Below are 16,090 nucleotides of genomic sequence, written 5' to 3' on the forward strand. Positions count from 1 at the left end.
ATGCCCGGCCCGCGCAGCCCGATCTATATGAAACAGATCAGTCAGCCCTCGAGAGACCACGCCCGGCGATGCCGACTCAAAAATGAAAGGATCTCGCGCTTCGAAGGCTGGCACGGCCAGTAATCAGGGCATGATAGGTATCAGTTCGCCCGCCACGGGACCGATACGTCGCGAGGGCACGCCGCGACAACAACATTTGCAGGCACGCCCAATGATCGGACTTTTCAATGTGCGCACTGATCGCGGGATCGATCCACGATGCCAGCCAGACTACTCGCAAGGCAAAAAGCTTTGTGCTGGTCAGAGTATGGCGCGGCCGCCGCGGGATGAATCCTGGATGGCCCGCGATGTTGAATTCGGGGATCGCCCAAATCGCATCATGATGTCCCACGCGGTTGCGCACATCCCGTACCATTCTGAGGAGCCTTACCAACTGTTCCCGAAATGCGGCGGAGGCGTAAGCCGTGCCCGTGGGCGCAAAGGGAAAGGCGCTGCGCAAGACCGCCTCCTGTAGGCCATTGGGATGCTGGCCCCTGCCAAGGCCATTGACGAGCTGCTCCCAGAAGCCAAATGAAAGCGCGGCCACGATATCGTCTTGACCGAGGGCCCGGTTCCTTTTCGCTCGTCGATCGACAATAGTCGCGATGTCCCTTTTGTCGCCTGACGACATCGCATGAGGTGTCTTCGCTTGCGGGGCACCTGCAGGGAGTGGGCCTGCAAGCGGAAGCATCCACGGCGCGGAGTCGGCGCCCATATAGAATTGGGACAGACTACGATGCAACGCATTGCGCAGCGAAACTTCGAAGTCGCCTAACAATGGGAGCAGAGCTGCGGAAAGCGCTTGGCACCATGCATAACACCCCATCAGATCGGTGCTGGAGTCACTCCGAAAGAAGCGTTGAACCGTAGCAAGCCGAGGCGCAGTAAAGTGGTTTTTCATGCTCTTGTTGTAGGGTTAGCACCGATTGCTGCCGGCTTTCGGCAGGAAAAGCTCTGTTAGCCCTGGATTCGAACCGGAAGTGTTGTACAATTGCTGATGAGACGGGGGTGGTCTGAATTTCGGACGGGCCTTCGTAATTTGAGTCGAGACCCCGCGCAAGCGGGGTTTTGGCTTTGTGGGGGTCCGCATAAATTCCTCCCACTAGGCTTGGACAGTCACGCCGTTCGCTTGAAGGGTGGTGTGTACAGCGTTCAGCAATGCCGCCTTCACCGCCGGCATGGGGGTGGGATTGAGATGCTCAGCTACCCCATTGGACTGACACAGTCCCACCCACTCTCCTTCCACGAACGAGCAACGCCAGCCCGACTCCAGCAGGAGGCCGTATTTGCCTTCGATGCGAAAGTGGCGTTTTTCGAGCTCAGGGATGGTGAAAACAAACGGGGACCCACCCCACGCGATCGACACCGCGCGAGGCAGCGTCATCCGTACCTGCAAGACGCGCGAAGAAAAACCTGCGGGCTTCTCAACAAAGCAGCGCGGGCGCAGCGAGAGCGCTGTGAGAATACTGCGGGCGAGCCCTGCCTTCGCGGCCGTGATCGCCTCCGCCGGCGCATCGCGGTGCGCGCGGTCGTAAATGAAGAAGGTGCCCTCCCACGTGCCCGCGCGCACGAGTGCGCTCACTAGGTCGCGACCGTTGTTGCGCCGCGTCTCCGCACCCGGCCCGTCCCACTTATGCGTATATGCCGAGGCCAGCCGATACGGCTCGTGCCCGGCCGCCTCCACGAACGACGGGACCGTAAACCGGCCCTCGCACGGCGTACCGTCGGCCTCCGTCAGGCGAACGTGAACGGCGTAGGTGATGGTTTCCAGATCGTGCTGCCGGGTCGGCGCGTGCACCTCGAAATCAATGACAAGCCGCTTGCCACTCAGGATCTCCCCCATAGCGACCGCAGTTTGCTCGTCAGTGAACTCAGCGTAGCGATCCACGAAGGCGGAGATAGAGAGGGGGATAGGAAAATCGCCCGAGCCGCCAGTCCAGCCGGCTCGCAGCAACTCCCACGTGAATGCGCCCGCACCACGCGCAAGCGCTTGGTCGATCTTCGCAGACAGGAAAGGCAGGATGCGCCCATTGGCAAGGCGCAGATTTTGTTTCAGGGCCGCGAACGCGGCCACGGAAGGCTCAAGTGTCAGCATGACAGACCTTATCAAATACGGTTAGTTGGCCAAAAAACTGCCTGTTCCCTTCGACTATCAACAGGGGTTGGGGCCAACCACCAGATAGGTCCGACAAACTGCACATCGGCCGCAGGGGCCGAAGACTCCGTTTTGGTTCAAAGAGTGACCTGGTGGAGCAACGCTGGCCGGAGTCTATCTGCCCTACCCGCCGCTTGCAACACCTCAGCATTTCACAAGCATTTTTGTGCACTATTGCACACATATCAGATCGATGCCAGAAATTGCAGTACATGATAATCGCTATTATCATGTACAGTAAAAATAACGTACGCGTGCGATAGCATTGACGACGACATCCCTCTTATAATGTGACCCATCGCGTGTGTACGGCGCTGGCTCTGGGCTGGCGGGCTACGCGGATTGTCCTGAACAGGATCCTCATGGCCGAAGCCACCTCCTCCGTGCTCGTCCAACGCCCGCCTCTCGCGGACATTCCGGTGCCGTTCGACGGCGATCTGCTGGAGCGCGGGGCGGTCGCGCAGCGGCTGACCGCCTATCTCCAGCGCTTGCAGGTGGGCGCCGTGGTCGCGATCGATGCGCCGTGGGGCGAAGGCAAGACCTGGTTCGGCCGGCACTGGGCCAAAAAGCTTGAGCAGGATGGTCACCGGCTCGCGTTCATCGACGCGTTCGGGCAGGACTACGCCGAGGATGCCTTCATGGTGTTGTCGGCGGCGGTGCTCAAGCTCTGCGCTGGCGACGCCACGACGACCGAGAAGGTCACGCGCGGCGCGGCCGAAGTCATGCGCGCGTTGCTGCCAGTGGCCACCAAGGCCGCAATTCACCTCGCAGCCACAGCCGTGGGCGCCGGCGGCGTGCTAAGCGCGGTCAATCAGGCGCTCGACCTGCATGTCGCAAACGACGAATTCGCTGCTGCCGCCAAGCAGGCGGGGGACAAGGCTGGCGATGTCACCAGCGCGTGGGTGAAACGACGACTCGGCCAGTGGGAAGCCGAACAGAAGAGCGTGGAAGGATTCCGCCAGATCCTGGCCGGCTTCGCGCTCGACCGCTTCAGGGCCACGGGCAAGCCGGTCGTCATCGTGGTCGACGAACTTGACCGTTGCCGTCCGGCATTTGCCGTCGCCCTGCTTGAGCGCATCAAGCATTTTTTCGACGTGCCGCATCTGGTGTTCGTGCTGCTGATGAACCGGGACCAACTGGAGAAGGCCATCCGCGGGGTCTACGGGGCGGAAACTGACGCTGCAGCCTATCTGGGCAAGTTTCTGCACTTATCACTTGGATTACCGAAGTCGCGTGATCGCAACATCACGAGCGACCATCCGACTCGCCGCTTCATCAAGTCCACTCTGTCAGGAATCGGGATTCAGGAGGGCGAGTTCGCACCATACTTCACCGTGTGCGCGACCATCTTGAACCTTTCGCTACGTGAGATCGAGCGAGGCTGCACCCTCTTTGCATTGTCGGATATGCGGCAGGGGAAATTGCGTGCTTACCTTATCGCACTCAAACTCAAACACCCTTCCACCTATCGGGACCTGCTCGATCCTCTCCGGGTTGATGGAGGTCACCGCGCGTGTGTCGCGCTCCTGGATGAGGAAGTGGCTACCCTTATCAGAGGCGAGAGCAGGCGCGCAGGAAATCCTGTAGAGCTCGAGGACATACCCCTTATTGGACCGTTTCTCGCTGGACTACTTCTGTTTCACGAGCGCTTCACGCGCCAAAAAACCACCCTCTCCGAGGTCGCCAAAGCCTTAGGCCAAAATCCGATGCATGACGTTTTCGGCCTGCCGGATCCGGACGCCTCGTTCGATCGGGCTTTGCGCGCGCTCGACTTGGACGTCCAATGATGCCTGCGTCCCAGCCGCCGGTGGTCCCAATTCAGCTTCCTCGCCGGCGTCGTGGCGTCACACGGCGCCCGCTGCACCGAGGTCATTTCGGCTTCCTCCGCGCGATCGTGCAGGGCCTGCATGCACGCGCGATGTGGGAGCGCTACCTGCTGGAAGAAGGCGAGATCGAAGCGGACGCGCAGCTGCTCGCCGACGCCGTGCCGGACAGCGACGCATCCCCGAGTATCGACCCCGCCGCGCGCGCGTTTGCGGCCCATCCAAAGGTCCGGCGCGTCACGGCCTGGCTGCGTGGTGAGCTCGCGGCGGCGGCCCTGCGCGCGAACCGGCCGGGCCTCGCGCGCCGGATCAAACTCGACCCCAAGGATTTCCGCAGGATTGGTACACCCGGTGCCGGCCTTCCCTCGCTGGAAGAATTCTCAGCCGAGTCGGGTCTGGATGGCTTCAGCGAATCCGAGCAGCTGGCCGCCTATCAGGAAAAGTACGGCGACACGCTCAAGCGCGAATCCCGTCGCGCTCGCCTCATGGCTCGCCAGCTGGAGGCGATCGACTGGCTCGAGGAGCGGTATGTGCAGCCCGTCATCGCCGCTGACGCCTGCCGCGCGTGGTTGTCCGCACCGCTCGCTGACCGCCTGGAAGAGGCCGGCATCGTTACGCTGGCTGATTTGCTGGATCGGATCAACGGTCTTGGCAGCGGATGGACCCGCAGCGTACGCGCGGTCGGCGCCGGTAAAGCACGCATGATTGAGGCGTTCCTTGATGCCCACGCGGAATCGCTAGGGAGAGCCATCGGCGGACACGTTGCGGTGCCGCGCCGGCAGCGGTACGCGCATGAACTCGCAAGCGTGGTACCGAAGTCGGACAGCGCTCTTGTGCCACTCGAGAAGCTCGTTGTACCGGCCGCGCTCGACGGCCGCGATGGCTCCTATCGCTTGCCGCAGGCGCGCTGCCTTATCAGTGCCCACAATGACTATGAGGCAGTACTCTCGTGGCTGCGCTCGAAGTCGGGCCTCGCACCGGAGGAAGTGCTCCGCTTGCGCGAGCGGCGGCGTGACGTGGGCCGATCATCGGGCCCTTATGACTGGCTGCAATACCTGTCCCACACGCAACGCGCTTACCGGAAAGAGGCCGAGCGCTTCTTGCTGTGGGCAGTGCTCGAGCGACGCAAGCCCCTGTCTTCGATGAACACCGATGACTGCATTGCATATCGCGACTTCCTAGGCGGCCCACCGGCGCACTGGTGTGCGCCGCGCTCGCGCGAACGTTGGAGCCCGCTCTGGCGCCCATTTGAAGGACCGCTCGATCCACGCGCGCAGGGATACGCGATCACGGTGCTGGCGAACCTATACCGTTACCTGAATGACAAGGGGTACCTCGCCGGCAACCCATGGGGCGGTATTCGAGCGCCCCGCTCCGCCCAACCATCGCTAGATGCTGGGCGCAGCTTCACTGCGGCGCAATGGGCGTTCATCTGCGCGCGCCTGGCCGAACTGCCGACAAGCTCGATCAATCAGCGCCTACAGGTAGCGCTGCCGCTGTTGTATGCGACGGGACTGCGTCTGTCGGAAGTCGTTGCTGCCCAAACCGACGATCTGGAGTGGCTGTCACTGGCAGGCGAGGACATTGGTACAACGGAAGACGGATGGTGGCTTACGGTTGTCGGCAAGGGCGACAAGCTGCGACGGGTGCCTGTTCCGGACGATGTAATCTCGCGTGTGGTGAGCTACCTCCAAGCACGGGGTCATTCTGATGGATTGGCCGCGCGAGGGGTTGCATTGCTGGGCCATGCAACCGATCAAGCCGAGCGCGCACTATGGGCTAAACGCGATCTAGCGGATGGTGGCGCCCCCGTCGCGGCGAGCACGCTTTATCGGCAGGTGAAGCGATTTTTTACCAGCTGTGCGGCGGATCTGCGTGAGACCAATTCCCGCGACGCCGATCGACTCGCCCTCGCGAGCACGCACTGGATGCGCCACACCCACATCTCGCATGCACTGGCTGCCGGGGTTCCCCTGCAGGTCGCTCAACAGAATGCGGGACACAACTCGCTCGACACCACCACCGTCTATGTGACGACCGAGGACGGCCGACGGATCGCCGCGATGCGCGATTTTTTTCGCTCGTAGGCGGATCCGCGCGTATCCACCGTCGTCCCTCGCCTGTAGCCAGATTCGCCTCCCATAACCCCCCGCTTGCTGACTAGGGCCGTCACGCACCCGACGCGGCTCCTCCGAAGAGATATCGAGACAAATCCAGTATATAAAGATCGATTCTGGCCAGCCCTACGCGTTAGGGCGACGCCTGCTTGCTAGCGCCCTCCCCGGCAGCCACAAGCGCGACTTCAAGATGGCGCACTTCTCCTCTGGTCGCTATCTGGTAGCTATCGGATAGCTATCCACATTGCTTTTGCTTGCGATCTCTGTGCCCACCGTGTCAACGAGCCTCGGTAGCGACGGATTCGCGATTCTCCCCTTTCGTCGCCTACCAGCTAACTATCTGGTAGCTATCCGATAGCTATCCAATAGCTATCAGTCAGCCGATCTAATTTTGACTAGTTACATGATGACGCGTTTAGCTGCTCCCCCTCAATCGGCGCCAAGCACGGCGCAGCACCACCTCACCAGAAAGCTATCCGATAGCTACCAATCAAAATTCCCCAACGTTCTGGCGCCGAACGTCAATCTATGCTTTGAGCATGCGTGGAAGTTGTCATACCCCAAAGCTACCTTCTTTGTTACCTTTTGCATACCTTTTTGGTATCTTATTGGATACCAGATAGCTACCTGTCTACGTGGGCAAAGCCAGAAATTCCGGGCATCTACCGGCCTTTAAGATAGCCATTAAGATATCTATTTGGTATCTTAGATACCATGACGGCAAGCTCATAGATACCAAACTAGTTTCAATACGGTATCGGATAGCTATCCGGGTTTCCATTGGATACCTGGTAGCTATCAGCTACAATTACTCATGGCTACCATTTTGGTATCAATCGGTGCACTTTAGCCAGTAGCTACCAGCTACCAACCAAGGACCCCCAATGCCTGTGATCGTGTTTGTCTCGCCCAAGGGCGGTGCCGGAAAAACGACCAGCAGCTTAGCGCTTGCAACGACGGTGGCAGAGAAGGGCGCGACCGTCACATTTATCGACGCCGATCCGAACCGTCCGGTGCAGACATGGGGAACGGGGGGGGCGAAGCCGGAGAAGATGACGATCATCTCTGACGTCACCGAGGAAGATATTGCTGACCAGATTGATGAAGCGGCGCGGAGTTCAGCCTTCGTCATCGTCGACCTGGAAGGGACGGCAGCGACTATCGTCGCACACGCGATCAGCGAAGCTGACTTCGTGATTGTTCCGACCCAAGGTTCTCAGTTGGACGCCGAGCAAGCGGGAAGGGCGTTCCGTCTTATCCGGGCACACGAGCGCGGCATTCAAAAACACAAGCCCGACTACCGACTGCCATATGCGGTGCTGTTCACTCGCACGTCTGTGGCTATTCAGAGTCGGGATACGTCCCATATTCGAAGGACCTTTGCCGACGCCAACATTCCGGTGTTCAAGGTCGAGCTCAACGAGCGTGCGGCATTCAAGGCAATGTTCTCGTACCGTCAGACGCTTAGCGGCCTGGGGAGGGCGGAAGTTTCTAACGTCGACAAAGCTGTCGAGAATGCGGAGGCTTTTGCAGCCGAAGTGTTGCAGATGCTCCGGGAGCACCAAGAAACTAAGAGCGAGGTTGCACAATGACACGAGCCAACCCCCTGGATCTCTCCGTCGAAGACTTCAGCCCACGCACGAGGGACGATAAGCCGCGGGTGGATCGAGAAACCATCTCGCAGGTGGCCAAAGACAACGGCTTTCACAGCCGAGACGCTGCTAAGGTCGAGGCTGCGGCAGCAGCGGGCACTCCACGCAGGCATCGTCGCTTTACCACTGGCCGAAATCAGCAGATCAACATCAAAGCAACCGCAGACACAATTGCTCGCTTCAACAAACTCGCGGACGAGCTTGGTCTGCCAGCGGGGGCTTTGCTCGAACGCGCCGTGCAGATTCTGGAAGAGAAAGCAAAGCGCTAAGCTAGCAGGTAGCTATCAGCTATCACGCCTCGACGGCAACAAGCAAGGCGAATAAGACCGCGCGCGGTGGTACCAAGGGTTATTGGTGAACTATCAATAGTCGGTCCCTGATGCCATTGGCGAACTATCAATACTTGCATGACTTCATAGCGGGGGCCACCAAGCTCCTGCGAACCATTGCCGAACTATCAAGTGACCATGCTGCGGTCATCGCTGAACTATCAATAGTCCGGCCCCCCACGCACCTTAAAAAGAAGCCTATTGATCACTATTTGGATAAGAACGAACCGGCGGTAACGCTCTCACCCCGGTAAGCTCACATTTTTCATACGTGTTTTGATAGTAGAGCAATGGTAGTGGGCGATACCAACGTGCAACCCGTTTATTTATAACGATCTCAAAGAGAGTGTGTACTTACGTCACACTGATTTGAAGCGCGATGAAATTGCGGATGCCTAGACAGCGTGCACGTCATAGGCTACCCGGAGAGGGGCCCAGTAGGCCGGATTGTGGATAACTGTACGCCGCTACGCACGGGACTTGATAGATCGGCGAACTATCAATAGCAAATCGGCGATCCACTATTAGCAACATGGCCGAACCACTATCGGTCGTATACGCGAGTCACTAATAGCAGTTCGCCAATTATCCACAGCATTTTTTCCTTTGAAATCAGCAACATAGAGTACTCCCTAATCAGTCCTTAATCGTTTACCTAATCATGATGTGCGCTCAGTACCTCCCGACCGCTGCAGGGTAGGAAAGGCTTCTTTGCAACAAAATTGAAAACCATAGGCGAACTATCAAGCATCATCGCTGAACGACCAATAGTGCTGGCTTGACACACGTATACGTCACCCCATAATGCAGCGGAGTCAAGGAGGCGATATGGATCCACGTCCACAACCAGAGGAAGAGTTCCGGCTCATGCCCGAGTCTGAGAACGAACCGACCCGAGCTGGTCGTGGCGGGCGCACATCTGCGGCCGGGAAACGGGTGTCACAAAGCCAGACTCTGATGGACGCGACAGAGAAGCTGATGGTCTCGGCCGCTACGAGGAAGGCCAAAGGGTTCTTGAACACGCCGATCCCCCTCGAATTGCCGTTCTGGACCGATTCGAAGCGCGCAGTACCGAATCCCCTGGCGCGCGGAGCACTGTTCACTGCAACCAAGGACAACAATCGCGAGTACTTCAAAGGTACGAAGGTCACGACCCTCGCCAACATCGACATCATCTACAAGGGCGAGGAGCTGCGCCAAGATGATATGAGTGTGCTGCTGACGATCTTTCACTTGGCCCGCCAGCGCCCGTTATCCGCAAATGAGCCGGTCGAGTTCACCGCCTATAGCTTCCTCAAAGAAGTCGGTTGGACGGTGAATGGGCAAGAGTACAAGCACCTGCAAGAATGCTTCGACCGACTCTCTGCCAATCAGGTGAAGGTCCTGGCCGATGGGGGAAAAGCTGGTTATGCCGGCTCCCTAGTCCGATCTTTCGAGTGGCGGGATTCGAACGGCCAGTCGTTGAGCAAGTGGAAGGTTTGGCTCGAGCCGAAGATCGCCGGCCTGTTCACTCAGGATTCGTTCACCTTGATGGAGTGGGCTGACCGCAAAAAGATTGGGCAACGCGCGCCTCTCGCACTTTGGCTGCACAGCTTTCTCTCGACCCACCGCGAACCAATACCGCTTTCCGTGCAGAAGTATCGCGAGCTCAGCGGCGCCAAAGAAAAGTCGCTCGCCGGCTTTCGAATGCGTCTTAAGGCCGCGTTCAACAAACTCAAAGACTGCGGAATTATCGAGTCGTTCGAGCTCAAGAACGACCTCGTCTACGTCACGCGAGGCCGTCCGAAGCAGATCGCCGCTTGATCTCTGAGTCGGCCCCGGCTGCCGCGACGCCTAGCGTAACAGGTGGGGGCCCTACTCAGGGCGTTTTGTTCCCCATAGGGCTTGCGTCACGCCCCTGATAGCGGTGACTTGAGCCCAGAACCCCATCAATCAAGTTAAGTCCTTGCGCAGCAGCCGCGCCCGATTTCGCTTACCTACCCATACATCGGGGCGCGCGTCGAAGAAGTGTGAAGCGAGCGCGCAGACGTACTGATTGTGCGGGGCGGATAACCAAACCATCGGACCTGGCGTAAGCGATAAGTGGCGCGGATTCGGCGATCTTTGCCTACTACCTTCGTGCATCGCGGTACTCTGCACCGACGGTCTCACTCCGCGCCGTCTCTCCGATTTCAGGCCTGTGTTGAGCGAAGCGCTATGGCTCTGATCAGGTCCGATGCCGAGCGCAGCGAGGGAGGCTGCCCGCTCAGACTTAAGGGAACCTGTTCGCCAATAGCCGCGTTGTTTGGCCAGCCACCGACCCAATTGCATCCCGTCTTCACAGACATATTCCAGCGGCGGACGCTGCCCATTGGATGCATTGATATACGCCGTGAGTCTCTGCAGAGCGTCGCTCCAGTTGCCATCGTGGCGGATCACGGCTCCATCCCATTGCACCCCGACTGATTCGAGCAGGGATGTCCGCTCCGCAGAAAGGAGATTCTTCGCGTGAAGTTTCCGCTGGCTACTCAGCCACATGCCGAGATTGAGTTCCTGTTCGGTGCCTGGCTGCCAGACCGCGCGGGCAGGCACATTGACGTGCCCATATTGCTTAGACCAAGCCTGAAGAATGCAAAATGCTGAATCCCATCGCGATGAAAACATGTTCCATTGGATGCCGAGAGCTTCTAGGCGCGCGATCCGCTCGGGGGACAGTGCGCCCTGCACCTTGTTCAAGCGCTGAGTTGTGATCCACGCTCCCAGCTATCTGTCATAACGACCGCCGCAGACGCATTGCAATCACCGTGCTCTTGGAAGTAGGCGGTTGCTGCGACGAAACCTCGTTCGAATTTCTCGTTCATCGGATCCCAACAGAATCCGGCTCTCGATAGCTTCTCCACTTTGTCAGAGGGGAGCTTCCCGCTCTTATGGCGCCGGCGCTGCTTGACTGCCCAGTCGTTCAAATCCGTGGTCGTGCCGTTGAGCTCGAACATTGCCTTAGGTGGGATAACGGGCGTCCCATGCGATTTCATGTGTGCAATTACAGCATCACAAACCGCGTGCCATCGGGCGTCATTCAGCTCCCAGATCATCCCAATGGCTTCGAGTCGTCGAATTCGCTCAGTTGTTAGCCAAGGAAGTCTCCCTGTCTTGCCATCTCTTTGCATCCGAAGCCATGCTCCAAGCCTAAATCCGCTGGGATCTTCCGGCGGCCATGTTTCGTCCAGCATCGCGTTGCAAGAGCCAAACCGCTCGGCCCGTTGACGGGCTAGCTCGTATCCTGCTTCCCATTTATCGGACAAGTCGTCTACAACCACGGGGCGAAGCACGTCGGATATTTCACGAACATTGGCAGCGCCAAAGAAAGAGACTTTGGAAAGCGGATCAATTCCGCCGCTTCCCCTGCCGGATAGAGTCGTTGCCCTGCTCAGGGTCAGAGAAGCGGCGAACGCCTCGTCATGGGCACGCAGCGCTCTCAGAACCCTCCAAACTGAACGAAAATCTGTCTTTTCGACAACTTCCTCCGGCGATTCACCTTTGCCAAGAAGGATCGGTAGAACAACCGTGCCGACAGTCTTACCTGGACTTCGTCGGAGGGCGCGCCCGAGGGCCTGTGCAATATCCACCTCGCTGGTGCGCGGGTCGACAAAGACTATGCCGTCGACGCTGGGCACGTCGATGCCTTCGGTCAAGCATCTGGCATTCGTCAAGACGTGGTGTCGATCGCTCCCACCCGATGCGAAGTTCGCAAGTATGTCGCGCCGCTGAGCGGCGCTCATGGTGCCGGCAATGAACGAGGGCGCGACCTCGGCGCATGACTCGCCTGCCGATCGCAGGGCTTGCGCAACTGCACTCAAGTCCTGTTGAAACCGCGAGGCGTTCTTCAAAGAATGATGAAAAGTGATGACTTTCCTGAGCTTGAACTTGTCTAGCGCCTTGACGACCCCAACTAGGCCTGCCTCGTGAACGCGGCTCCAATCACGCTGCCTATCGTCATCGTCAATGCAAATGGTGCGTAGCTCTTCGCTGTCGGAGAGAACCACGACAACCTGATAGTCACACAACAAGCCGAGATCGATTGCCTTGCGAAACGGTAGGGTGTGGAACCGTGGTCCAAAGACAATTTCATTGTCCATGTCCACCGCGTCTGTCTTGGTACCGCGCTTCGTGTCCAAGGCTTTCGGGGTTGCTGTGGCGAACAGTCTGCGCTGGGACCTGATTCGTTTTCCATCTAGCACGACCGCAAAGGGAGAACTGATATCGCCAGCACAACGGTGGGCCTCGTCGCAAATGGCGAGATCGAATGCTGGGACCTCCGGGCAGGCTTGGGCTGCCGCAATGACTGCGGCCGACTGGTACGTGCAGAAGACGACACGGTTACCCTTCCCACGAATGAAGCGCTCGACCTCAGGGGCATCCGTGGTTACTGCAAAGCCACTATCACGCAGAATATCCACGCCTAGTTCATCTGTTGAACTGCGAGAGAGCGACATGTCAGAGCATACGCAAAGGGTCTTCCCACGTGCGATGGAGCTGTTCTCACGCCAAGACATCGCATACTGCTGCAAAAGCGAAATGGATGGAAGAAACACCACGGTGAGCCGCACCTTCAATGCCTCGGCAATCCACAAGGCTGTAAGCGTCTTTCCAGTTCCACAAGCCATGACGAGTTGACCTCGATCGTGGGACTCGAAGCCTGCGATCACGTCTTGAATTGCGTCCCATTGATGCGGACGTGGTGAGTATTTCATTCTCGGATATATCGTTGCGGTGGATACAGAGACGCTAGCGCGCTCGTGTCGAAGTCAAGCTCTGACGGCAAGATCGCGCGATTCTTGAATCAAGCGAATCCCGCCTCGACCACGAAGCGCGAAGTCGGATGCTTCTTCGCAGTTGAAAGAATCATGTTGTGCCTAGCTCGAGTGAGCGCGACGTAGAACAGCCGGCGCTCTTCCGCTTCACTGCTCCCTTCATCCGGTATGACGGTCTCTTCTAAACGAATGAGAGCCGTATGGTCCCACTCAAGACCCTTGCTCGAATGGAACGTCGTGAGAATGACTGCATCCGCCGCCGGTTCGTTGTTCTTTCGACGCAGGAACTCGAGCCGATCTGAGAACGGGCCGTTTAACCTCGACAGGACATCGTACGTGGTTCTGATTGCACGCTTTCCTTGGTCTGTCCGCGCCCATTGCATCATCCATTCGAATACCCCATCAAGAATGAGCGAATGGAATTCTCTTACGCAAAGCGAGCGCCATTCAGTCAGTCGCTTTGAGAGATCGTGGTACTTCTCTGCCGTGTCTTCTCCGAGTCCGGCCGCAACGAGGTCCTTCTTCTTGATACGCTCTCCATCCTTCACGGACGAGGTCTTGTTATGCAATGTTCGAAGTTCAGCTGACCCAATCCCGGTGAAGCCCAGAACTGCATCAAGCCCCCCAGTCCGGGTCTGTTGCACCAGCTCGAGCAACGTCCCCATCAGAGCGGATTCCGGGCGATCCAGAATCGAGCGGCCAGCAGCTCGGTGGTACTTGATGTTGTGGGAACGACATACCGCTTCAATAGGGTCAAGAATTCTATTTGTCCGCGCGAGTACGGCTGCGCTCTTGCCGCCGCGCACCGCGGCTGACATCGATTCGACCGCGGCCACCGCTTCTTTGTACTCATCATCGTGACGGGAGAAAGAAACGGTGCCACCCGGGCCGCGATGAGAAACAAGGTCCTTGACGATCCGTTCCGAGTTGTTACGGATGACCTTATCAGCTACCGCCAAGATTTCACTCTTAGATCGGTAGTTCATTCCCAGCACTATCTGACGGGGATTGAACTCGTTTGAGAACGCTTCAATGCCGCGTAGTCCCATCGCCGAGCGGAAGCCGTACACAGACTGGTCGTCATCGCACACCAAACTCACTGCGGCACCAGCGCGGGCGTGCAACGCTGTCCATAGGGCCTGATGGGAATCTACGTCCTGATACTCATCGACCAACAACGCATCGAACTTGTACGGGGCAATGGTGCCTCGCTGCATCCCATCCACCGCATGTCTGAGTAGGTCCTGGAAGTCCACCCGATCGTTGCGCTGAAGGGATTCCTGATAGGCAGCAAACAGCTTTCCCTCAACCGTGTCGGTGGGCGGGCTACCAAAATCCGTCTTAAGGCGTTCAATCACGGCAACGGCGTCTTCGATCTTCCATTCCAAGCCGGATTGCTGAAGGATGTGAGTAAGAATCGCGGTTCGCTCGCCGTCGGTCGCGATGTCGGGCCGCTTGCCGGATAGCGCGGAGAGTTGCTTGTAGGCTAAAGAGTGAAATGTGCCGGCAATTAGCCGCTTCTTCGCACCTGGCCCCGCGAGCGCCAAGATCCGATCTCGCAGTTCGATCGCCGCATCTTTGCTGAACGTTACAGCCCCCACCGTTATATTTGGCTGGGCAAGAAGTACGGCAGCTTTGGCAGATATTGTCGCGGTCTTGCCGGCGCCGGGCACGGCCACAGCAACGCAATGACCGGCGTGCTCCACGACTTCACGTTGCGAAGGGTTCAACCTTTCGAGAGCTTCTGCGAGGGACATAGCGATCGGGAATGGAGCGAGTTGGGGCACCAAAGTGTCAGTAAGTCTCCGGACCGTAGTGCCTGCTGGTGGCAGCATCGGTGACTAAGTGGCACTTGGTCGCCCCGTCGGTGACTTACTGCGAGAGATCGACGGGGACTTATTGACTTCCTCTCCGGGCTAAACCCCGGAGATTCCTTCTGCAAGCGCCTGAAGTCCCAGGCGGGCAATATTCCGGGCGGCATTTGTGTCGCGGTCGTGTACCGCTGCGCAATCGCTGCACGTCCACTGCCTTATTCCAAGTCCGGCCCTACCTTTCGGACTGCTGGGCGGGATAGCGCCACAGCACGAGCACGTTTGGGTTGAAAACGCTTCGTTGACCTCTGCAAACACCACGCACTGCCTGATGGCCTTGTACTTGAGTTGTGTCCGGAACGTCGTCCACGCGGCATCGAGCACGGACTTCGCCATGGTCGTTTGTGCCAGCGCCTTCGCGTTCACGTTGCCGACGAAGATTGCTGCATGTTTTTTGACAAGCGCCGACGTTTCCTTGTGGATAGCGTCCTTGCGCTGATTCGCGATCTTGGCGTGGATAGCCTTCACGCGCCTCTTCTTGCGAGCACGCTGCGCAATACTCAGCGCCGCCTCCGACTCGCGATACCACTGCTTCGGCTCGAATTTTCCACCACTGCAATACGTCGCCAGCGACTTCAGGCCAAGGTCGATGCCGAGCACGGAGGCACCATCCGGCATGCGCTTTTCCTCGATCTGTACCTTGACGGCCACGTTGAGATACCAGCGCCCGCGCGAGTCCTCGTTGAAGCTGCCCGCCTTCAATTCGTACTTCGACAGGCCATATGAGTCCCAGAGCCCAATGTTAATGCCGTTGAAGCGAACCTGGCCGTTCTTGTACGTCAGCGCGCGGGCCTTGAATGGAACCCATCCCAGCGAGTATCTGGGAGACTTGCAGTCGCTCACTCGCCAGTTCAGACACTGCCGTTTGAACTGCTTGAGCCGTGTCGCGAATTCCTCGCACACCTGCTGCTGCGTGGCCGACCCGATGGAAACGCCTTCGCATTTGCTGAAGCCGTTGGTCAGTTTTTGCAGGTCGAAGCCGGACAACCAGAGCTTCGGGCGATTGCAGTACCGCTTGAGGCTGCGAAACTGGGTCTCGTTGCAAAAATTCCAGACCTGATTAACGTCGCGAGCCATCGCAAGCATCGCCTTCGCGTGCTTGTCCTTGATTCGCAGTTTCAGTGTCCTAGTGGCTTCCATTCCGGCAATTTACACTTGGTCCTAGAAAATGTTCAAGAGGCAATGATGGGGCGGCCAGCGCAAGATCGATACCGATTTACGGCACGGTCGCCATTGCGTCTCTGCGCTGCATGTTCACGTGGTATTCGTTACCAAGTATCGGCGCAACGTGTTTGCGGCAATATTTTGAGGAAC

General features: G+C 58.2%; 11 protein-coding genes and 1 pseudogene. 6 read left to right on the forward strand and 6 right to left on the reverse strand.

All coding sequences use genetic code 11. The features are described 5' to 3' along the window. Positions 1-76: 76 nt before the first annotated feature. Both LDO41_RS31110 and LDO41_RS31115 read right to left on the reverse strand, forming a co-directional pair. A complete protein-coding gene (locus LDO41_RS31110; RefSeq protein ID WP_223995275.1) occupies positions 77-940 on the reverse strand; it encodes a hypothetical protein in 864 nt (287 codons plus the stop codon). 201 nt (positions 941-1,141) lie between these two features. Continuing rightward, positions 1,142-2,134: a hypothetical protein gene (locus LDO41_RS31115; protein WP_223995277.1), complete on the reverse strand. Its 993-nt coding sequence runs from the start codon at positions 2,132-2,134 to the stop codon at positions 1,142-1,144. Positions 2,135-2,556: 422 nt separating this feature from the next. Between LDO41_RS31115 and LDO41_RS31120 the strand changes: the two genes are divergently transcribed. From LDO41_RS31120 to trfA, 5 genes are all read left to right on the forward strand, one after another. After that, positions 2,557-3,981 (forward strand): KAP family P-loop NTPase fold protein, encoded by a 1,425-nt coding sequence (locus LDO41_RS31120; RefSeq protein ID WP_223995279.1) that lies wholly within the window; start codon positions 2,557-2,559, stop codon positions 3,979-3,981. Next, positions 3,978-6,104 (forward strand): phage integrase family protein, encoded by a 2,127-nt coding sequence (locus tag LDO41_RS31125; protein ID WP_223995281.1) that lies wholly within the window; start codon positions 3,978-3,980, stop codon positions 6,102-6,104. Before LDO41_RS31120 ends, LDO41_RS31125 begins: the two co-directional genes overlap by 4 nt. A gap of 914 nt (positions 6,105-7,018) precedes the next feature. Continuing rightward, entirely contained in the window at positions 7,019-7,726 is a 708-nt protein-coding gene (locus LDO41_RS31130; RefSeq protein WP_223995283.1) for a ParA family protein, read from the forward strand. After that, a complete protein-coding gene (locus LDO41_RS31135; protein WP_223995285.1) occupies positions 7,723-8,055 on the forward strand; it encodes a hypothetical protein in 333 nt (110 codons plus the stop codon). Before LDO41_RS31130 ends, LDO41_RS31135 begins: the two co-directional genes overlap by 4 nt. A gap of 888 nt (positions 8,056-8,943) precedes the next feature. Continuing rightward, positions 8,944-9,918, forward strand: coding sequence for a plasmid replication initiator TrfA (gene trfA, locus LDO41_RS31140; RefSeq protein WP_223995286.1), 975 nt, complete (start codon positions 8,944-8,946; stop codon positions 9,916-9,918). A 129-nt stretch (positions 9,919-10,047) separates the two neighbouring features. Here trfA and LDO41_RS31145 read toward each other — a convergent pair whose 3' ends face one another. From LDO41_RS31145 to LDO41_RS31160, 4 genes are all read right to left on the reverse strand, one after another. Further along, positions 10,048-10,821 (reverse strand): helicase associated domain-containing protein, encoded by a 774-nt coding sequence (locus LDO41_RS31145; protein ID WP_223995387.1) that lies wholly within the window; start codon positions 10,819-10,821, stop codon positions 10,048-10,050. 5 nt (positions 10,822-10,826) lie between these two features. Beyond that, positions 10,827-12,845 carry a DEAD/DEAH box helicase gene (locus tag LDO41_RS31150; RefSeq protein ID WP_223995287.1) on the reverse strand — a complete coding sequence of 673 codons (2,019 nt, stop codon included), beginning with the start codon at positions 12,843-12,845 and terminating at the stop codon, positions 10,827-10,829. Between the two features lie 89 nt (positions 12,846-12,934). Next, the gene (locus LDO41_RS31155; protein ID WP_223995288.1) at positions 12,935-14,662 is read right to left on the reverse strand and encodes an ATP-dependent helicase; all 1,728 of its coding nucleotides are present in this window, start codon (positions 14,660-14,662) and stop codon (positions 12,935-12,937) included. 159 nt (positions 14,663-14,821) lie between these two features. Then, positions 14,822-15,916, reverse strand: a complete 1,095-nt coding sequence (locus LDO41_RS31160) for an RNA-guided endonuclease InsQ/TnpB family protein (RefSeq protein WP_290370933.1) — start codon at positions 15,914-15,916, stop codon at positions 14,822-14,824. A gap of 64 nt (positions 15,917-15,980) precedes the next feature. Here LDO41_RS31160 and LDO41_RS31165 point away from each other — a divergent pair. After that, positions 15,981-16,070: pseudogene (locus LDO41_RS31165) on the forward strand (IS200/IS605 family transposase); the annotation flags it as partial. Between the last annotated feature and the right edge of the window lie 20 nt (positions 16,071-16,090).

The sequence above is a fragment of the Cupriavidus pampae genome, from assembly GCF_914271485.1.
Taxonomy (GTDB): Bacteria; Pseudomonadota; Gammaproteobacteria; order Burkholderiales; family Burkholderiaceae; genus Cupriavidus; species Cupriavidus pampae.